At 55.5% G+C, this 18,455-nt stretch carries 18 protein-coding genes; 8 read left to right on the top strand and 10 right to left on the bottom strand.

The window, feature by feature from the left end; translation table 11 throughout:
- The first annotated feature begins 14 nt into the window (after positions 1 to 14).
- A complete protein-coding gene (locus AC5Q5A_RS07750; RefSeq protein WP_063087326.1) occupies positions 15 to 815 on the top strand; it encodes a 16S rRNA (uracil(1498)-N(3))-methyltransferase in 801 nt (266 codons plus the stop codon).
- 11 nt (positions 816 to 826) lie between these two features.
- The gene (locus AC5Q5A_RS07745; protein WP_064782143.1) at positions 827 to 2,197 is read left to right on the top strand and encodes a glutamate--cysteine ligase; all 1,371 of its coding nucleotides are present in this window, start codon (positions 827 to 829) and stop codon (positions 2,195 to 2,197) included.
- A gap of 79 nt (positions 2,198 to 2,276) precedes the next feature.
- Here AC5Q5A_RS07745 and glpD read toward each other — a convergent pair whose 3' ends face one another.
- The 5 genes from glpD to phnD form a co-directional block, all read right to left on the bottom strand.
- The gene (glpD, locus tag AC5Q5A_RS07740; protein ID WP_493894875.1) at positions 2,277 to 3,797 is read right to left on the bottom strand and encodes a glycerol-3-phosphate dehydrogenase; all 1,521 of its coding nucleotides are present in this window, start codon (positions 3,795 to 3,797) and stop codon (positions 2,277 to 2,279) included.
- Between the two features lies 1 nt (position 3,798).
- Positions 3,799 to 4,623 carry a phosphonate ABC transporter, permease protein PhnE gene (gene phnE, locus AC5Q5A_RS07735; protein ID WP_493894874.1) on the bottom strand — a complete coding sequence of 275 codons (825 nt, stop codon included), beginning with the start codon at positions 4,621 to 4,623 and terminating at the stop codon, positions 3,799 to 3,801.
- Positions 4,617 to 5,423 (bottom strand): phosphonate ABC transporter, permease protein PhnE, encoded by an 807-nt coding sequence (phnE, locus tag AC5Q5A_RS07730; RefSeq protein ID WP_493894873.1) that lies wholly within the window; start codon positions 5,421 to 5,423, stop codon positions 4,617 to 4,619. The genes phnE (AC5Q5A_RS07735) and phnE (AC5Q5A_RS07730) overlap by 7 nt, the downstream gene beginning before the upstream one ends.
- Positions 5,420 to 6,217 carry a phosphonate ABC transporter ATP-binding protein gene (gene phnC, locus AC5Q5A_RS07725; protein ID WP_008891551.1) on the bottom strand — a complete coding sequence of 266 codons (798 nt, stop codon included), beginning with the start codon at positions 6,215 to 6,217 and terminating at the stop codon, positions 5,420 to 5,422. The genes phnE (AC5Q5A_RS07730) and phnC overlap by 4 nt, the downstream gene beginning before the upstream one ends.
- A gap of 82 nt (positions 6,218 to 6,299) precedes the next feature.
- A complete protein-coding gene (phnD, locus tag AC5Q5A_RS07720; RefSeq protein WP_082923482.1) occupies positions 6,300 to 7,298 on the bottom strand; it encodes a phosphate/phosphite/phosphonate ABC transporter substrate-binding protein in 999 nt (332 codons plus the stop codon).
- A gap of 157 nt (positions 7,299 to 7,455) precedes the next feature.
- Between phnD and AC5Q5A_RS07715 the strand changes: the two genes are divergently transcribed.
- From AC5Q5A_RS07715 to AC5Q5A_RS07690, 6 genes are all read left to right on the top strand, one after another.
- Entirely contained in the window at positions 7,456 to 8,301 is an 846-nt protein-coding gene (locus tag AC5Q5A_RS07715) for a DeoR/GlpR family DNA-binding transcription regulator (RefSeq protein ID WP_493894872.1), read from the top strand.
- A gap of 161 nt (positions 8,302 to 8,462) precedes the next feature.
- Entirely contained in the window at positions 8,463 to 9,860 is a 1,398-nt protein-coding gene (fumC, locus tag AC5Q5A_RS07710) for a class II fumarate hydratase (RefSeq protein WP_493894871.1), read from the top strand.
- Positions 9,861 to 10,014: 154 nt separating this feature from the next.
- The gene (locus tag AC5Q5A_RS07705) at positions 10,015 to 10,488 is read left to right on the top strand and encodes a DUF2946 family protein (RefSeq protein WP_493894870.1); all 474 of its coding nucleotides are present in this window, start codon (positions 10,015 to 10,017) and stop codon (positions 10,486 to 10,488) included.
- A gap of 75 nt (positions 10,489 to 10,563) precedes the next feature.
- On the top strand, positions 10,564 to 11,061 hold the full coding sequence (locus AC5Q5A_RS07700; RefSeq protein WP_493894869.1) for a copper chaperone PCu(A)C: 498 nt from the start codon (positions 10,564 to 10,566) through the stop codon (positions 11,059 to 11,061).
- Between the two features lie 101 nt (positions 11,062 to 11,162).
- Positions 11,163 to 11,666, top strand: coding sequence for a cupin domain-containing protein (locus AC5Q5A_RS07695; RefSeq protein ID WP_064782137.1), 504 nt, complete (start codon positions 11,163 to 11,165; stop codon positions 11,664 to 11,666).
- A 78-nt stretch (positions 11,667 to 11,744) separates the two neighbouring features.
- Positions 11,745 to 12,392 carry a LysE family translocator gene (locus AC5Q5A_RS07690; protein ID WP_493894868.1) on the top strand — a complete coding sequence of 216 codons (648 nt, stop codon included), beginning with the start codon at positions 11,745 to 11,747 and terminating at the stop codon, positions 12,390 to 12,392.
- 113 nt (positions 12,393 to 12,505) lie between these two features.
- On the opposite strand, the gene AC5Q5A_RS07685 is transcribed toward AC5Q5A_RS07690, so the two are convergent.
- From AC5Q5A_RS07685 to AC5Q5A_RS07665, 5 genes are all read right to left on the bottom strand, one after another.
- The gene (locus AC5Q5A_RS07685) at positions 12,506 to 13,501 is read right to left on the bottom strand and encodes a peptide ABC transporter ATP-binding protein (protein ID WP_008891559.1); all 996 of its coding nucleotides are present in this window, start codon (positions 13,499 to 13,501) and stop codon (positions 12,506 to 12,508) included.
- On the bottom strand, positions 13,501 to 14,514 hold the full coding sequence (gene dppD / locus AC5Q5A_RS07680; RefSeq protein ID WP_493894867.1) for a dipeptide ABC transporter ATP-binding protein: 1,014 nt from the start codon (positions 14,512 to 14,514) through the stop codon (positions 13,501 to 13,503). Before dppD ends, AC5Q5A_RS07685 begins: the two co-directional genes overlap by 1 nt.
- 3 nt (positions 14,515 to 14,517) lie before the next feature.
- Positions 14,518 to 15,453: an ABC transporter permease subunit gene (locus tag AC5Q5A_RS07675; protein ID WP_493894866.1), complete on the bottom strand. Its 936-nt coding sequence runs from the start codon at positions 15,451 to 15,453 to the stop codon at positions 14,518 to 14,520.
- Positions 15,454 to 15,466: 13 nt separating this feature from the next.
- On the bottom strand, positions 15,467 to 16,477 hold the full coding sequence (locus tag AC5Q5A_RS07670) for an ABC transporter permease subunit (RefSeq protein WP_493894865.1): 1,011 nt from the start codon (positions 16,475 to 16,477) through the stop codon (positions 15,467 to 15,469).
- A gap of 116 nt (positions 16,478 to 16,593) precedes the next feature.
- The gene (locus tag AC5Q5A_RS07665) at positions 16,594 to 18,201 is read right to left on the bottom strand and encodes an ABC transporter substrate-binding protein (protein WP_063087351.1); all 1,608 of its coding nucleotides are present in this window, start codon (positions 18,199 to 18,201) and stop codon (positions 16,594 to 16,596) included.
- Positions 18,202 to 18,455: the final 254 nt, after the last annotated feature.

Below are 18,455 nucleotides of genomic sequence, written 5' to 3'. Positions count from 1 at the left end.
CTTTGGGGACCTTTATGACTGCTGATGCCACGCGCGCCCGCCAACGCCTTTTCGTTCGGGATCCTATCACGGCTGATAGTGAAATCGAACTTGCTCCCGAACAGTCTCATTACCTCGAACATGTCATGCGCCTCAAGCCCGGAACACCGGTAAAAATTTTTAATGGCCTTGACGGAGAGTGGCTGGGCACGATCAGTGAGCTGCGCAAAAAGAAGGGCAGCGTCACCGCGGAACGCCAATTGCGCGCGCAGGGCAACGAAGTTGGTCCGACTCTTGTTTTTGCGCCGATCAAAAAGCAACGGCTTGATTTCCTGATTGAAAAGGCGGTCGAGCTCGGCGTTCAAAGTTTGCAACCGGTCATCACCCAACATGGCATCACCGACAAGGTCCGCCTTGATCGTTTGCAGGCACAGGTTGTTGAGGCGGCAGAACAGTGTGAACGCCTGACTGTGCCTGAGGTTTGTGAACCTGTGCGTCTTTTGGACTGGGTCGCAAATCTGCCGGAAAATCACCATCTGCTATTTTGTGATGAAACAGGATCGGGGTCACCAATTGGTGAAGTACTAAGTCAGCTATTGGCAAAGGGCGCTGGCTCGTTTATCGACAATACCAATGTTGTTAACCATGCAATCGTGATTGGACCCGAGGGCGGCTTTAGCGCCGACGAACTTGAACGTATCCGCAAACAGCCTTTTGCAACGCCTGTAAGCCTCGGTCCGCGTATTCTGCGTGCCGAAACGGCCGCAATTGCAGCTTTGACCGTATTTCAGGATCGTATCGGCGATTGGTCGCACCGACCCGTTGCGAGAGATTAGGGGAAGCCCTTATGACTGTCAGCGCCTCCACTGGTGACAGCCCGGTAATTGAAAGCCGGCGCCAGCTTGTCGAATGGTTCGAGTCCGGCTGTACGCCAAAAAAAGACTGGGCCATCGGCACCGAACACGAAAAATTCGCCTTCACCCGCGATGATCTTCGCCCCATCCCCTATGAAGGGGAACGCGGGGTTAAAATGCTGCTCAATGCCCTGGCCGAACATTATGACTGGGAACCGATCATTGAGAACGGCAATGTCATTGCACTGACCAAGGATAAATGTTCCGTCTCGCTCGAGCCGGGCGGACAGATCGAACTTTCCGGTGCGCCGCTTAAAAACATTCACCAGACCTGTGGTGAAGTGCATACGCACCTGCACGAAGTCCGCGAGATTTGTGACGGGCTTGGCATTGATATGCTGGGTGTCGGCCATAATCCGAAATGGAAACGTGAAGATATCCCGTGGATGCCCAAGGGCCGCTACGAGATCATGAAAAATTACATGCCCAAGGTCGGAAACCTTGGGCTGGACATGATGCTGAGGACCTCGACCATTCAGGTCAATCTGGATTTCAGTTCCGAAGCCGACATGGTCAAGAAATTCCGGACCTCTTTGGCGCTTCAGCCGGTGGCGACCGCCCTGTTTGCGGCGTCCCCGTTTGTTGATGGCAAGCCAAGCGGCTTCTTGTCGGCACGATCAAACGTCTGGACCGATACCGACCCGGATCGTTGTGGCATGCTGCCATTCGTGTTCGAGGACGGTTTTGGCTTTGAACGCTATGTCGACTACATGCTCGATGTGCCGATGTATTTCGTCTATCGCGACGGCAAATACATTGATGCGGCGGGCAAGTCGTTCCGTGATTTCATGGATGGCAAACTTGATGTTCTGCCGGGCGAACGCCCGACCATGAATGACTGGTCTGATCACATGACCACGGCCTTCCCGGAAGTGCGTCTTAAGAAGTTCCTTGAAATGCGTGGTGCCGATGGTGGCCCGTGGAAACGCATCTGTGCGCTGCCGGCTCTTTGGGTTGGTTTGCTGTATGATGACGCGGCCCTTGATGCCGCATGGGATCTGGTCAAGGACCTGTCGGTTGCCGAACGTGAAGCCCTTCGCAACGATGTTCCGCGCACCGCCCTTGCCACGCCGTTCAAAAACGGCACGGTTCAGGATCTGTCAAAAGACGTTCTGGCGATTTCCCGTCAAGGTCTTAAAAACCGTGGTCGCATGGACAGCTACGGCGACGATGAAGGCCATTTCCTTGATAGCCTTGATGACGTCGCACAAAGCGGGCGCACCCTGGCAGAGGAATTCCTTGATAAGTATGAAACCGAATGGAACGGTTCGGTCGATCCGTTGTTCAAGGAATACGCCTACTAAGGCCAACGAATACGCAATAAAAAAAGGGCAGTGTTTTCACTGCCCTTTTTTGATGTCTGCAGGTTGCTCGTTCTGAGGATTACTGCGCAGCCCGATCAAGCCGGGTTTGGGCGGCAAACCATTTTTCGATGGCATCGACCTGATCAGGCTGCATCCCGAGGCCAAGTTTGGTCCGGCGCCACAGAACATCTTCTGCGCGACACGCCCATTCATTGGTCATCAGGTAGTGGAGTTCAGCTTCATAAAGGTTCGGCGCGACCTCTGTGCCCAAATCGCCAAGCGATGTCGCCGTGCCAATGATCTTGCTGATTGTCGTGCCGTAGCTTCGCACCAGCCGATACAGCAATGCGCGTGGCAACCAGCCATAGGTTGCCTTGGCCTTGGCAAGGAACGCATCAAAATCGCCGTCTGGCATGTCGCCACCGGGAAGGATGGCATTTGCCGTCCAGTCCTTGGCATCGTTGCCCAGAACCGGGGCCAGTTTCTGCATCGCATGTTCGGCAAGCTTGCGATAAGTGGTGATTTTGCCGCCATAGATCGACAGGATCGGGGTGGCGCTGCCGCTATCGCCTGTATCAAGATCGAACACGTAGTCGCGGGTTACCGCCGACGCATTGTCGTTCTTGTCATCATAAAGCGGCCGCACACCGGAATAATCCCAAACCACGTCCTTGCGGCGAAGCGGTTTGGCGAGATAGCCGTTTACCAGATCCAGCAGATAGTCGATTTCCTGATCGCTGATTTTGACCTGTGCCGGATCGCCGTTATAGGCAACATCGGTGGTGCCGATCAGGGTGTAGTCCTGCTGATAGGGGATGGCAAAGGCAATGCGACCATCGCCATTCTGGAAGATATAGCAATGATCATGGTCATGAATGCGCGCAACCACAATGTGGCTGCCCTTGACCAGTCGAAGACCGGCGGCCTTTTTGCCAAGTCCGGCATTTTCGACCATCTCGGTGACCCATGGCCCCGCGGCATTGACCACGGATTTGGCACTGACCGATTGCGGGGCACCATCAGGCCCGGTCAGTTCGGCATTCCAGTGATCGTGATGACGGACCAGTGATGCACATCTGGTGCGGGTTCGGATGTCAGCCCCACGTGCTTGCGCATCCTGTGCATTGAGGACCACAAGCCTGGCATCATCGACCCAGCAATCGGAATAGGAAAAACCGCCCGCGTAATCAGATTTCAACGGTTGGCCTTCCGGCGTGCCGTTAAACGAGACGGCACGTGACCCGGGCAGGCGTTTGCGTTTTGCCAGATGGTCATAAAGAAACAGCCCGGCACGCAGCATCCATTTCGGACGCAAGCCCCGGTGATGGGGCAAAACGAATGTCAAAGGCCAGATGATATGTGGGGCAGCAGCCAACAGAACTTCGCGTTCCTGAAGTGCTTCGCGCACCAGACGGAACTCGTAATGTTCAAGATATCGAAGACCGCCATGGATGAGTTTGGTCGAAGAAGAAGAGGTGGCCGAGGCAAGGTCGCGCTGTTCGACCAAAAGAACAGAAAGCCCGCGACCGGCGGCATCACGGGCAATACCAGCTCCGTTGATGCCGCCGCCAACGACCAGAAGGTCGTAAGTTCCGGTCACGTTAGATCACCTTTTTACGCAGGTAAGCTGAAATGGCTTCGCCAATAATGACCAGACCAATGATCGCCAGAAGGATCGTGGCAACCGTTTGCCATGCAAAGGTATCGATCGCCCCCTGAAGGATGATGCCGATCCCGCCAGCCCCAACCAGACCCAGAACCGTACTTTCACGCAGGTTGATGTCCCAGCGCAGAATGGATACGGCAAAGAAGGTCGGCATGACTTGCGGAATGACGCCATAGACCAGAATCTTGAAACGCGATGCGCCAACAGATTCCAGTGCCTCGATCGGGGCACGGTCGATTTCCTCGATCGCTTCGCCCAGCAATTTGCCAAGGAAGCCAAGGGATCGGAAAATGATCGCCAGAATACCGGCCAGAACACCCGGTCCAAACACAGCCACAAACAGCAGCGCCCAGATGATGGTGTTAACAGAACGCGACGACACCAGAATGAACCGGCCAAGCCAAAGCGTGAAACGGTTCGGTGTGGTGTTCTGGGCTGCGATCAGTGCAATCGGCAGGGACAGGAACACGGCAAAGAAGGTCGCGATGGTTGCGATATTGACGGTTTCCAAAAGCGTCCAGCCGATTTCCTGCCAGCCTTCAAGAGACGGCGGGAACATGCGGGCAAGCAGATCGCCCATCTGTTCCGGGGCATCCCAAAGCCACGGCCAGATGATGTTGATCGTCGATAAGGACCAGACAACGGCCAGTGCGACCAGTGCGGTCAGGCCATAACGCCGCCAGCGCTCCTTGGTGGTGTAGCGGGACCATTCGCGGTTGGCGATTGCTTCCGGTCCGGTAGGTTGGGTGGTGGCTACCATAGGTTCCTCCTGATCCGGCCGCTGATGGCCTCGCTGACAAGGATTACACCGATGATGCAAAGGGTAATCGCCAGCGCAAAGTCATAGTCATAACGCCCAAAGGCATTAAGAAGGGTCGATCCGATACCGCCCGCACCAACGATGCCAACAATGGCAGAGGCGCGCAGGTTGCTATCAAGCTGATAGATCGAAAGACCGATCTGACGAGGCATGATTTGCGGGATCACAGCATACAGAAGTGTGACGAACGTCGCCCCGCCGGCTGCACGGATCGCCTCGACCTGGCCCCAGTCAATTTCCTCGATCCGTTCGGCCAGCATTTTGGCAACGAAACCGATGGAATAGACCGTAAGCGTCAGAATGCCTGCCAGCGGGCCAAAGCCGACGGCTTTGACAAACAGGATGGCGACAATGACCGGATGGAAGGAACGGGCAACGATGATCACGCCACGCCCGATGGTATAAAGCCATTTCGGTGCGATGTTTGACGCCGATGCAAAGGCAATCGGAACGCTCAGTGCCAGACCGAGCAGGGTCGAGACAATGGCAATCTTGATGCTTTCCATGAAGCCGTCAAACAGCAACTCGCCGCGTATGAAGCTTGGCGGGAAGGCGCCCTTGAAGATGCGGATCGCACGCGGGACACCGTCCTGGATGCGATCCCAGTCGAATGGCAGGGTTGTGATGGCCCACCAGACATAGGCAACAACAGCAATCAGAAGTCCCCAGCGCAACATCGGGTTGGCAATAAAGGGGGGCTTCTTCCATGTGCGGCCCGTTTTTTGAACGGTGCTGCTCATCGTGCGGCGACCTCGCGCAGGTGGGTGCTGCTTTCGGCGTCGCCGCGTTCTTCGGCGGGCACACCGGCATAGATATCGTCCATGGCGTCATTGGTCAGATCGACCGGCTCGCCATCGAAAATGATGCGACCAAAGCGCATGCCAACGATCCGCTGGGTATATTCCTTGGCTTCGTTGACGTTATGAATGTTGATCAGAACCGGCAGGTGCAGCTCGGATGCGAGCGCGCGCAGCAGTTCCATGATCTGACGGGATGTTTTCGGATCAAGCGATGCGGTCGGTTCATCGGCCAGCAGGATTTCAGGTTCCTGCATCAGGGCGCGGACCACACCGACACGCTGGCGTTCGCCGCCGGAAAGTTCATCGGCACGTTTATCGGCATAATGGGCGATCCCGACGCGTTCCATCAGATGAAAGGCGCGATCAATGTCTTCCTGCGGGTATTTGCGGGTTACCGCGCGCCATGCCGGAAGATAGCCGAGGCGTCCTGATTGCACATTTTCCATCACCGTCAAACGGTCGATCAGGTTGAAGCCCTGAAACACCATGCCGATGCGACGGCGTGCCAGACGCAGTGCCTTGCCTTCAAGCTTGGTCAGTTCCGTGCCATTGAGTTCGATGGAGCCCGAAGAGGGTTCGACAAGGCGGTTGATACAACGCAGAAGGGTACTTTTACCCGCACCTGATGCGCCGATGATGGAAACAACACTTTCGCCCGGCACTTCAAGGTTCAGGTTCTTCAACACTGCCTTTTCTTCGCCATAGCGTTTTACAAGTTCTTTGATACGCAGCATTGCGTTACCCCGAATGAAATGGGTGGCACAGGGCCTGCCTTGGCAGGCCCTGCAAAGTTCGGATCGATTGGAAAATCAGGAATTACTTCAGGTTGTCCGGGGTGTATTTCACACCGTTGGCAGCCTGAATTTCGCGGATAACCGCCCAGTCTTCCTGATAGGTGATCGGCAGGAACTTCGACACACCCTTGAATTCTTCACCAAGGGCGGTGCCCTTCATGTCAAAGGTAAAGAAGGCTTCCTTGATCTTTTCGACCAGTTCCGGCTTCAGGTTGTAGGCATAGTTGAACGAAGTGGTCGGGAAAGGCTTGCTTTCATAGATGATTTTGACTTCGTTCGGATCATAGAGATCGCGCTGGGCCATACGTTCGACAACTTCAGACGCGACCGGGGCTGCGTCATAGTCACCGGCGACAACGCCCAGGATCGACTGATCGTGCGAACCGGAATAGACAACTTCGTAATCCTGTTCCGGAACGATGCCCTGACCCGGAAGCAGTGCGCGCGGTGCAAGGTTGCCGGAGTTCGAGGTCGGCGAGGTATGAGCAACGCGTTTGCCCTTAAGGTCAGCCGGGGTATCAATGCCGCTGTCTACACGGGTGTAGAGCTGAAGCGTGTAACCAAAGCGACCATCATCCGCACCCATCAGGGCAAACGGAACCGCACCGGCAAGGTTGACGGCAAACGGGGTCGGGCCGGTCGAGAAGCCAGCAACGTGCAGGCGGCCTGAACGCATGGCTTCGACTTCTGCCGAGTTCGACTGAACGGCAAAGAAGTGAACGTCCTTGCCGGTGACTTCTTCAAGATGCTGCAGGAACGGGTCCCAGATATCGGCATAAACCGCCGGGTCTTCGACCGGGGTATATGCAAAAACAAGGGTGTCCGGATCGACCTGCTGGTCTGCGGGCGGGGCATCGGCAACAAGGTCGCCATCCATGTCGCAATACATCGGGTCAAGATCGCCGCGTGCGATGCAGTCATCTGCCGCCGCGGCCGGGGTGGATGCCATGCCGACCATGCCGATTGCGGCAAGGAGGGTGGTGAGCTTTAAACTGTCGGTTTTTTTCGGAATTGAAAACACTGTTTTCGAACCTTTCTTCCCTGTGAATGACGGCTTTCCGCCGTTTTTGAATGTGGTTTTGTTGTTTTTATTGTTGCTTTAATCAACATTATGAATTTGAAAAAGTTGGAAAATCAACACAAAACTGTAACAAAAGGTTTCGCTCAGGGTTGCTAAGATGCCTGCTATTGGCACAAAACCGGCCATAACTGAGGGGGATGTGGCTTTGCGTTTGGGAAAAAAAGAGCGGCAGCGTCGTATTCTGCAAGAGTTACAGGTTCACCCTCATGTGAGAGTTGCCACACTTGCAGAGCGATTCGATGTTGCAACCGAAACCATCCGTCGTGATCTTGACGCGCTGAGCCGCGATGGATTGATCAAACGCGAGTTCGGCGGCGCATCGGCCCGGCCCATGGGCCATCAGCCCGATCTGGCGGAACGCCAGTTATCGGCGGTGGCCGGGTTTGAACGCATTGGCATGCTGGCGGCTGACATGGTGCGGTCCGGCGATGTGGCAATGATTGATGCCGGATCAACCGTGGCCCAGATTGCGCCGTTTCTGGCAGCCCGCACGACAAAACTGCCACGCACGTTTCTGACCAACTGCTATGCGGTGGTGCATGGCATGGCCGAGCTTGCCGATCATGATGATGTTTTGATGTGTCCGGGCCAGTTTGATCGTCGTGAAAACGCGGTCTATGGCAACGATACCGTCGAATATCTGCGCCGTTTCCATGCCAACATTGCCTTTATCGGGGCATCGGGCATTTCCCGGCAGGGCTTTAGTGACGTTAACCGCCGGGCGGTGGCCGTTAAACGCGCAATGATGGAACGGTCTGATGAAACCTGGCTGATGGTTGATCATACGAAGTTTGATCAACGCTATCTGGAAAATGTCGCCCCGCTTGAAGCGCTTACCGGCATCATCACGGATCGCAGACCCGAACCGGAATTCGCATCCCAGCTTGAACGGGCGGGAATACGGCTTTTGGCGTGGTGTGATGAAAAACATGGCCTGGCATGAACCGACTGGCCTAAACCGATAAATAGATCCGTCAAACCGCAATTTGGTCGCGGTTGAGTTTGCGTTCGTCCTGATTCCAAACCATATTTCCCGGCACAGCGCATTATTGTGTTGAATGCCGGGTTCCCGCCCCGGTCAGTTTGTTTCTGACACGGAGGATTATGATCGTGACCAATCCAGTGACCACCCGTACCGAACAGGACACCATGGGCGAAATTGATGTGCCTTCTGATCGGTATTGGGGGGCGCAAACCCAGCGATCCAGACAGAATTTCCGCATTGGCGGTGAACGCATGCCTGATGCCCTGATCAAGGCGTTCGGGGTTCAAAAACTGGCCGCGGCGCGCGCCAATGCCGCCCTTGATAATCTTGATCCGGAACTGGCCAAGGCGATTGAGGCCGCCGCATCCGAAGTTGCCGAAGGCAAGCTTTTGGATCACTTCCCATTGGTCGTCTGGCAGACCGGATCGGGTACCCAGACCAACATGAACACCAATGAAGTTATCGCCAACCGGGCGTGCGAGATTTTGGGCAAACCGATGGGCAAGCGCGAACCGGTCCACCCCAATGACCATGTCAATCGCGGGCAGTCATCCAATGACAGCTTTCCGGCTGCCATGCATATCGCCGCCGTGGTCGAGATCGAGGAAAAGCTGAAACCCGCCCTTAAGCACCTGCGAACGACCCTTGACGCGAAGGTCGAAGAATTTGGCGATATCGTCAAAATCGGCCGCACCCATATGCAGGATGCGGTTCCCCTGACCCTGGGGCAGGAATTTTCCGGTTATGCCGCGCAAATCGCACTGGGGTTGGACCGGATCGACGATGCGCTTAAGCGCCTGCGTAAACTGGCACAGGGTGGTACGGCCCTTGGTACCGGGCTGAATGCACCGGATGGCTTTGACGTCGAATTTGCCAAACAGGTGTCAAAAATCACCGGGCTTGAGTTCGAAACGGCGGAAAACAAGTTCGAAGCACTGGCCGCCCATGATGCCTGTGTCGAGATGTCGGGTGTCATTAATGTGCTGGCGACGTCGCTGATGAAAATCGGCAATGATATCCGTCTGCTTGGATCCGGGCCGCGTTGCGGTTTGGGTGAACTTGTCCTGCCCGCCAACGAGCCGGGATCATCAATCATGCCGGGCAAGGTCAACCCGACCCAGGCCGAGGCATTGACCATGGTCTGCGCGCAGGTGATGGGCAATCATGTTGCGGTCACGGTTGGTGGTTCGAACGGTCATCTGGACCTTAACGTGTTCAAGCCGGTGATTATTTATAACCTGCTGCAATCCATCCGCCTGATTGCCGATGCATCGGTCAGCTTTGCCGACAACTGCATTGCCGGGCTTGAGGCCGATCAGGAAAAGATCGCGCACTATGTTGAACAAAGCCTGATGCTGGTGACCGCCTTGGCACCGCATATTGGCTATGACAATGCGGCGGCCGTGGCCAAGAAGGCCCACAAGGAACGCAGCAGCCTGAAGGAAGCCTGCATCGCGCTTGGTTTCCTTGATGGGGATCGCTTTGATGAGCTGGTTCAGGCCCGCGACATGATCTGACGTGATGTCTTAAGGTATCGAAAAACAAGGCCGGGTATCGCACCCGGCCTTATGTTTCCGCATCATGAAAAGTATCCAGACGTCTGGGCGAAACAGACCCCCTGCAATGATCAATGTCATTGCAGGTGTGGTTTAAATCGGGCATATCCAACCCATGATCACGTGCAAACGCCATAATCGCCGTTCGGGCGGAATTTCTCTGCGCCGTGTCGTTCAGACATGGCTGGTGGCGTTTGTTATCCTGTTTGCGGGTGTGACCCAGTCCGGGCTTGTCCCGGCATTGCTCAGCGGGCAGGCCACCGGTGTTGCAACCGCATCCGCAGCGGAAATTGCGCCAGGTGGTGATTACGTTCTTATTTGCACCCCGGCTGGCATCAAGCTTGTATCTGTTGAGACGCTTGAAGGTGTCGTGGCATCAAATGCGTCAGGTCAAGCTGACGAAATGCCGGCCCATGCGTTTTGCCCGCTTTGTGCAAACCATCACGGGGCGATGGCGGCGATTGATTTGCCCTATGTCGCGCCGGTGCCGGTCATTCATGATGTCAGCTATGCCAAGGCAATTGCCTTTGTCGCGGTTAATGACATCCCGCGCGGTCGCCATTCCCGGGCACCCCCGCTTTCCATCTGATTTCAAAGACGAACCAAAACACGATTACTGAAATCGCAGACCTGCGGATGCAGGCTGCTTATTGGATGGACTATCATGAAAAAGCTTTTTGCAATTTTTGCGACCGTGGCGTCGCTGTTTATCGTCACCAACGCCTTTGCTGCCGATATCGAAGTCAAGGATGCCTGGGCGAAGGCATCCAAGGGCATGGTGCGTAATGGTGCGGCCTTCTTTGATGTTGTGAATACCGGGGCTGCCGACCGCATTGTTAGCGTGCGCAGTGACCTTGCAGAACGCACCGAACTTCACACCCATATCATGGAAAACAATGTCATGAAGATGCGTGAAGTTCAGGGCGGCGTTGAAGTGCCGATGCATGGTTCTGTGCAGTTCAAACCGGGCAGCTATCACGTCATGTTCATTGGCCTGAACAAGCCGCTTGAAGAAGGCGAGAAAATCGACATCACGCTGGAATTCGAGAATGCCGGTGATGTGCCTGTGACCATTGATGTTCTTAACACCATGGCGATGGGGCCGAACGGTGGTGCCGGCATGGGGCATGGTCATGGCAAGATGAAAATGAACAGCAACTAAGGTTGCGCGGCAACCGAATATTCAAAGGGGGAAGGTTTGCGCCGACCCCCTTTTTTCGTCATGATGGGACAACCAAAACGGTCGGTTACAGGGAGCCCATCATGTCTGATGACATCACTATTGACGATCTGATCGCCAAGCTTGGCCTGCAACCCCATCCGGAGGGCGGCTATTACGCCGAGACCTTCAGGGCGTTTGAAACCTGTAATCCCGGTAACCGGTATCTCGGTGTGCGCAGCACGGGAACGGCGATCTATTACCTTCTGACGCCCGACACTTTTTCAGGCATGCATATCCTGACCAGTGACGAGATTTTCCACCACTATATCGGGGATGCCGTCGAACAGCTTCAGCTGTTTGAAGACGGCACCCACAAGCGGGTCGAGATCGGCAAGGATTTGCTGGCCGGGCAGAAACCGCAAATGGTGGTGCCGAAAAATGTCTGGCAGGGGGCGCGGCTTAAACCCGGTGGCAAGTTTGCGCTTTTGGGCTGCACCGTTGCGCCGGGGTTTGATTTCGCCGATTTCTCCATGGGTAAACGCGCGGCATTGACAGCGAAATGGCCTGCCGCGTCGGAGCTGATTGCGGCATTGACGCGCGACTGAATTTCAGGCGAAAGTACGTCGTCACCAACTTGGGGTTGTTTGGTGTGGCCACCAACCCCGAAATACAGGAATAGCCCCATGCAGCTCGACACCTGGCTTCTTTTTGCCGGGGCGGCAATCGCGTTGGCGATGGCCCCCGGTCCCAATAATCTTCTCGCGATGTTTAATGGCGCGCGGTACGGCGTATCGTCTGCTGCCGTGGGCGGGATTGGCCGTATTGTTGCCTTTGCCCTGATGATTGTGGTGACTGCGGCCGGGCTTGGTGTTGTGCTGGCCGCCAGTGAAGCGGCCTTCCTTGTGATCAAATGGGGTGGGGCGGTTTATCTGGTCTGGCTTGGTCTTAAAAGCTGGTTTGCCAAGGTCAATGACAGTGATGAAACGACTGGCCCGGTCGAGCTTATGATCAATCCGGGGCCGTTTAATCTGGCAAAGACCGAATTCCTGACCGCGATTGGCAATCCCAAGGCGATTCTGATCTTTACGGCCTTCTTCCCGCAATTCCTTGACCCGGCGGTGGCATACGGACCTCAATTCACCGTCATGGGGGTGACATTCATTGCCATGGAAACCAGCGTTTTGCTGGCCTATGGATTGTTGGGCGGGCAGGTTAAGGGCCTGATCAAGTCAGCCCGACATATGCGGATGCTCAACCGTGTTTCGGGCACGCTTCTGGTCGGGGCGGGTGTTTTGCTTGCACTCACCGACCGGTCACGCACGACGGCCTAGTTCAGGCAAGATATCCTCAGAAATGCGCAGGGGCGCAGCTTTGTTAAAAGCGCGCCCCCTTGCTCCCTTGTCTACCTGGATAGCTGTTAGGCTTTCCGGGCGATCGCCTGTTGTCAGGCGATTTCTTCGACCCGATGACACGCCACTTCGCGGCCCTCGAAATTGCGCAGTTCCGGGCGAACTTTTGCGCATTCCTCGGTCGCAAACGGGCAGCGTTTATGGAACGCACAGCCCGATGGCGGGTTGATCGGTGATGGCAACTCGCCGGTCAGCGGTTCTGCCTTCACACGTTGTGTCGGATCAATCTTTGGTGCCGACGCCAGAAGCGCCCGTGTATAGGGGTGCAGCGGCTTGGCAAAGATCTCGTCAGTTGGTCCCTTTTCAGCGACGCGACCGAGATACATCACCATGACGTCATCTGCAATATGTCTGACGACAGAAAGATCATGCGAGATGAAAACATAAGCGACATTCATCTCTTCCTGCAGGTCCATCATCAGGTTCAGAACCTGTGCCTGCACCGATACATCAAGGGCCGATACCGGCTCATCCGCGACGATGACTTTCGGTTCAAGGATAAGGGCACGGGCAATCGCGATACGCTGACGCTGACCACCGGAAAACATATGCGGATAACGCTGATAGAATTCCGGACGCAGGCCAACCTTTGCCATGGTGGCATGGACGCGTTCTTCACGTTCCTTGCGGCCAAGATTATCCATGTTCAAAAGAACCGGCTCGGCCAAAATCTGGCCAACCTTTTTGCGCGGGTTCAGCGACCCATACGGGTTCTGGAAGATCATCTGAACGGTGCGGCGGAACTGTTTGGCTTCCTTGTCAGACAGATTTCCAACGGCATTGCCATTCAGTTTCAGCGCGCCCGAGGTCGGCTTTTCGATCAGGGTCAATTGACGGCCAAGCGTCGATTTGCCGCAACCGGACTCGCCGACCACCGCAAGGGTCTTTTGCGACTCAAGCGTAAAGGAAACCCCATCAAGCGCCTTGACCATGGCACTGGGTTTGCCAAAGCCACGATTGACCTCGTAGTGACGGACAAGATCATCGGATTCCAGAAGCGGAACACCGGGTTTGGTATCCAGAAAACTCATTACACAGTCTCCCCGGTGGTCGTATCAGCGGTCAGGCCGGTCGGCTGGCCCTGATCATTTAGCGGATAGAAGCAACGTACATCGCGGCCATTGAAGTCGGTGACCTCCGGGCGCGATTTCACGCACTGTTCATTGGCATAACGGCAACGCGGTGCCAGAAGGCAGCCCTGCGGGCGGTCATACTGACCGGGAACCACGCCGGGGATGGTGCGAAGACGGTCATGGCCTTCGGAACGTTCCGGCAGCGCTTCGAGCAGTGCCTGCGTATAGGGATGGCGCGGAGCAGCAAATATGCTGTCAGCCGGGCCACTTTCAAACAGCTGACCGGCATACATCACCTGAATGCGGTTGGCCGCCTCCGACACCAGTGCCAGATCGTGGGTGATCAGGATCAGGCCCATGTCGCTGTCTTCTTGCAGTTTCAGCAACAGATCGATGATCTGGGCCTGAATGGTCACATCAAGGGCCGTGGTCGGCTCGTCAGCAATCAGAAGGCGCGGGTTGCAGGCAATAGCCATGGCAATGACGATACGCTGGCTCATGCCGCCTGACAGCTGATGCGGGTAGGCGGTCATGCGCGACTTCGGATCGGGAATGCCGACCTGGTTTAAAAGATCAAGCGTGCGTTCACGGCGTTGCTTCTTGTTGCCGCCTTCATGGACCTTAAGGGCCTCCATGATCTGGGCTTCGACCGTGAAGCACGGATTAAGGGCCGACATCGGATCCTGAAAGATCATGGCAATGTCTTTGCCAGTGATCTCGCGGCGGCGTTTTGCCGGCATGGTGATCAGGTCCTGACCATCAAAGGTCAGGGCATCCGCCGAAACGCGGCCAGGAAAATCAATCAGACCCATCACGGCAAGCGATGAAACCGATTTACCAGAACCGGATTCCCCGACGATGCCAAGGACTTCGCCACGATCAACAGAATAGCTTACGGAATCAACAGCACGAAACGGCTTGTCTTCGGAGCCGAACTCGACTGTCAGGTTTTTTACTTCGAGAAGAGCCATGACTTACCGTTTCATCTTGGGATCAAGGGCATCGCGCAGGCCATCACCCATCAGGTTGAAGGCAAGCACGGTGACAAGGATGCAAAGGCCGGGGAAGGTGATCACCCACCAAGCCGAACCCACAAATTCACGGGCCTCGGACAGCATGGTGCCCCATTCCGGCAGCGGCGGCTGCGCGCCAAGGCCAAGGAAGCCAAGGGCAGCAGCATCAAGGATCGCACTTGAAATACCAAGCGTGCCCTGCACGATCAGCGGTGCCATGCAGTTCGGCAGGATGTTGACGAACATCTGGCGGACATGACCGGCACCGGCAATCTGCGATGCGATGACATATTCCTTGTTTAGTTCCGATACGACCGAGGCACGTGTCAGGCGCACATAGTGCGGCAACTGGACTATGGCGATGGCCAGCATCGCGTTTTCAAGCCCCGGGCCGAGGATCGCAACAATCGCCAGCGCCATGATCAGGCTGGGCAGGGCCAGCATGATGTCCATCAGGCGCATGACGCCGACTTCGATCCAGCCGCGGAAGTAACCGGCAACCATACCAAGCACGATACCGGCAATCATCGACAGGATCACGACGACGACGCCGATCGAAACTGACAACTGAGCGCCGTGGATCAGGCGCGACAGGATGTCACGGCCAACCGCATCGGTGCCAAGGATGTAACGCGGATCGGCACCTTCCATCCAGATCGGCGGTTTCAGAAACGCGGTACGGTCCTGTGCCACCGGATCGAACGGTGCGATCCATTGTGCGGTCACGGCCAGAAACAGAATGACCGCAATGACGATCAGACCGGCAAAGGCACCACGGTTCTTTTTGAAATAGTCCCAAGTTTCGCGCATCGGGCTCGGCGGTGCGCCGACGGGCTCAACGGCTGCTTCGGCAACGTTTGAGGCGTGCGCTGCGGACGGGGTGGTGTTCTCGCTCATCTCACAGCTCTCCTTAGCGCTTGTAACGGATACGGGGGTTAATAATCCCGTACAGAACGTCAACGATCAGGTTCACGGCCATCACAAGGAAGGCAATCATCAGAATGCCGCCCTGAATGGTCGGATAGTCGCGACGGTTCATGGCTTCGATGATCCATTTGCCGATACCCGGCCAAGAGAAAATCGTCTCCGTCAGGATTGCACCAGCCAGCAGCACGCCGACCTGAAGGCCGATCACCGTGATCACCGGGATCAGGGCATTACGCAGCGCATGAACCATGATTACCCGCATCGGTGCCAAACCTTTGGCGCGTGCAACGCGGATATATTCTTCGCCCAGCACTTCCAGCATCGAGGAGCGCGTCATACGCGCAATCACTGCCATCGGAATAGTGCCGAGCGCAACGGTAGGCAGGATCATATGGCTGAGTGCACTGATGAAAGCGCCTTTCTCACCACTCAGAAGGCTGTCGATCAGCATGAAACCTGTGACCGGCTCAAAGAAATACATGACCGATATTCGACCCGAGACCGGCGTCCAGCCTAAGGTGGTCGAGAAGAACATGATCAGAAGCAGCGCCCACCAGAAAATCGGCATCGAGTAGCCTGTAAGGGATACAGACATTGTCAGGTGGTCGAGCCACTTCCCGCGATTAATGGCGGCAAGCACCCCCAGCGGAATGCCAAGGATCACAGCAAACAGGATACCCATGACTGCAAGTTCGACCGTCGCCGGGAACAGGGTCAGGAATTCGTCCAGAACAGGTTTCTTGGTGACAAAGGATTTGCCAAGATCCCCTTGGAATACGCCCATCAGATAATCGAAATACTGAACGATCAGTGGCTGGTCGAAACCATACTGAGCCTGAAGCTCTGCATATCGCTCAGCATCGACACCACGTTCACCAGCCATCATCAGGATGGGATCACTGGGAATGAGGCGGATCAGGAAGAATACCAAAAGGGTGACACCGAAGAAGGTCGGGATGATGTCCCCCAAACGGCGAAACAGGAATCCTAGCATGCCATCGGGCCTTTATTGTGTCCGCACACATAAGGATGCAGGCGGACGTCTCTCTCTTTTGCGAAATTGCAAAGAGGCCCGGAAAACCGGGCCTCTCTGATTAGGTTTTGATACGCTTATTCAGCGAGATCTACACCATAGAAGATGTGACCACCGAACGGATCGATTTTGTAGTCAACAACTTCGCTGCGGATCGGTTCGAACACGATCGAGTGTGCGATGGTTGCCCACGGTGCTTCGCGTTTGAAGACCAGCTGAGCTTCTTCGTACAGACGGGTACGCTCGAGAACGTCCGAGGTGGTTTTTGCCTGCTGAATCAGGTTGTCGAACTCTTCGTTGCACCACTGTGCACGGTTCGCACTGCCAACTGCGTCACAGCCAAGAAGAACTGCGAGGAAGTTGTCGGGGTCACCGTTATCACCGGTCCAACCGAGCATGAAGGTACCCTGTTCACCTTTTTTGGTGCGATCAAGGTATTCACCCCATTCGTAGGATACGATCTCGGCGTTCACACCAATAGCAGCCCAGTCAGCCTGAACGAGTTCAGCCATACGGCGTGCGTTCGGGTTGTAAGGACGCTGAACCGGCATCGCCCAGATGTCGGTGGTGAAGCCGTCCGGATAACCAGCTTCTGCCAGCATGGCTTTGGCTGCTTCCGGATCATACGGGTCATCAACGGTGTCGTTGTTGTATGACCAGATGGTCGGCGGCAGCGGGTTTTTCGCGGCCGAACCGGCACCCTGATAAACACCTTCGATGATGGCGTCTTTGTTGATCGCCATGTTCAGTGCTTTACGGACTTTCGGGTCGGTGAACGGTTCTTTCTGGGTGTTGTAGCCCAGATAGCCAACGTTCAGACCTTCCTGGCTCATCAGGTTGATGTCGGCATCTGCTTCCATCTCTTCCAGATCGGCCGGGTTCGGGAACGGCATGACGTGGCATTCGCCAGCTTTCAGCTTCTGGTAGCGAACGGTGCTGTCCGGGGTGATTGCGAAGATCAGGTTATCGATTGCTGCTTTGCCTTCCCAGTATTCCGGGAATGCTTTGTAACGGATAACCGCATCTTTCTGATAGGCAACGAGCTGGAAAGGACCGGTGCCGACCGGGTTCAGGTCAACATTTTCCGGGGTGCCTGCTTCCATCATCTTGTCAGCATATTCAGCCGACAGAACAGATGCGAAGTCCATGGCCATGTTGGCGATGAACGGTGCTTCCGGACGGTTCAGAACGAATTTGACGGTTTGATCGTCAACCTTGACGATGTCCTTGACCAGATCGCCCATCGACATCGAGTTGAAGTACTCGTAACCGCCGCCCGATACACCATGATACGGGTGCTCGGTGTCAAACTGACGCATGAAGGTGAAGATCACGTCATCAGCATTGAAATCACGGGTCGGGGTGAAGTCTTCGGTGGTGTGGAATTTCACGCCTTCACGCAGGTTGAAGGTATATTCCAGACCATCAGCCGAAACGTCCCAGCTGGTCGCAAGACCCGGAACGATGGTGGTGGTACCGCGCTTGAACTGTACGAGGCGGTTGAAGACCTGACGCGAAGACGCATCGAAGGTCGTACCTGCAGTGTAAAGCTGCGGGTTGAAGCCTTCCGGGCTACCTTCCGAGCAATATACCAGGGTTTTTGCCGAAGCGGCAGTCGGAGCAGCAAGTGCGGTGGCTGCAAGCAGGCCTGCACCAAGTGCCACTTTGACGAAATTCGCTTTCATTAAATGCCTCCCTCAAGGCTGGTCCGAGCAAATCAATGCTGTCCGCGTGACATTTGATCCGGTCACGTTTGACAGCATATTTTGCAACGGACGAGGTTTACCCGATCCAACAGGTATGAATGTTGGCAATCGACGAGGGAAAGTAATCAGGGTTTCTGCGTATCGTCAACGGTTCCTGCGGGATTTTACGTAGTGCGGCCGCAGGTTCGAATGATGAATTTAAGTCAAGTATTTGTTATTTTTATGAATTTTAC

It is taken from the genome of Thalassospira sp. CA1, assembly GCF_059052855.1.
Note: the sequence above shows the minus strand (reverse complement) of the source record. Positions and strands in the feature narration are given on the sequence as shown.

Bases quoted from the DNA above. Each gene is read 5' to 3' on its own strand.
- AC5Q5A_RS07750 (WP_063087326.1), top strand. From the start codon at position 15: ATGACTGCTGATGCCACGCGCGCCCGCCAACGCCTTTTCGTTCGGGAT.
- AC5Q5A_RS07745 (WP_064782143.1), top strand. From the start codon at position 827: ATGACTGTCAGCGCCTCCACTGGTGACAGCCCGGTAATTGAAAGCCGG.
- phnE (WP_493894874.1), bottom strand. From the start codon at position 4,623: ATGGTAGCCACCACCCAACCTACCGGACCGGAAGCAATCGCCAACCGC.
- phnE (WP_493894873.1), bottom strand. From the start codon at position 5,423: ATGAGCAGCACCGTTCAAAAAACGGGCCGCACATGGAAGAAGCCCCCC.
- phnC (WP_008891551.1), bottom strand. From the start codon at position 6,217: ATGCTGCGTATCAAAGAACTTGTAAAACGCTATGGCGAAGAAAAGGCA.
- AC5Q5A_RS07715 (WP_493894872.1), top strand. From the start codon at position 7,456: ATGCCTGCTATTGGCACAAAACCGGCCATAACTGAGGGGGATGTGGCT.
- fumC (WP_493894871.1), top strand. From the start codon at position 8,463: ATGATCGTGACCAATCCAGTGACCACCCGTACCGAACAGGACACCATG.
- AC5Q5A_RS07705 (WP_493894870.1), top strand. From the start codon at position 10,015: ATGATCACGTGCAAACGCCATAATCGCCGTTCGGGCGGAATTTCTCTG.
- AC5Q5A_RS07700 (WP_493894869.1), top strand. From the start codon at position 10,564: ATGAAAAAGCTTTTTGCAATTTTTGCGACCGTGGCGTCGCTGTTTATC.
- AC5Q5A_RS07695 (WP_064782137.1), top strand. From the start codon at position 11,163: ATGTCTGATGACATCACTATTGACGATCTGATCGCCAAGCTTGGCCTG.
- AC5Q5A_RS07690 (WP_493894868.1), top strand. From the start codon at position 11,745: ATGCAGCTCGACACCTGGCTTCTTTTTGCCGGGGCGGCAATCGCGTTG.
- AC5Q5A_RS07685 (WP_008891559.1), bottom strand. From the start codon at position 13,501: ATGAGTTTTCTGGATACCAAACCCGGTGTTCCGCTTCTGGAATCCGAT.
- dppD (WP_493894867.1), bottom strand. From the start codon at position 14,514: ATGGCTCTTCTCGAAGTAAAAAACCTGACAGTCGAGTTCGGCTCCGAA.
- AC5Q5A_RS07675 (WP_493894866.1), bottom strand. From the start codon at position 15,453: ATGAGCGAGAACACCACCCCGTCCGCAGCGCACGCCTCAAACGTTGCC.
- AC5Q5A_RS07670 (WP_493894865.1), bottom strand. From the start codon at position 16,477: ATGCTAGGATTCCTGTTTCGCCGTTTGGGGGACATCATCCCGACCTTC.
- AC5Q5A_RS07665 (WP_063087351.1), bottom strand. From the start codon at position 18,201: ATGAAAGCGAATTTCGTCAAAGTGGCACTTGGTGCAGGCCTGCTTGCA.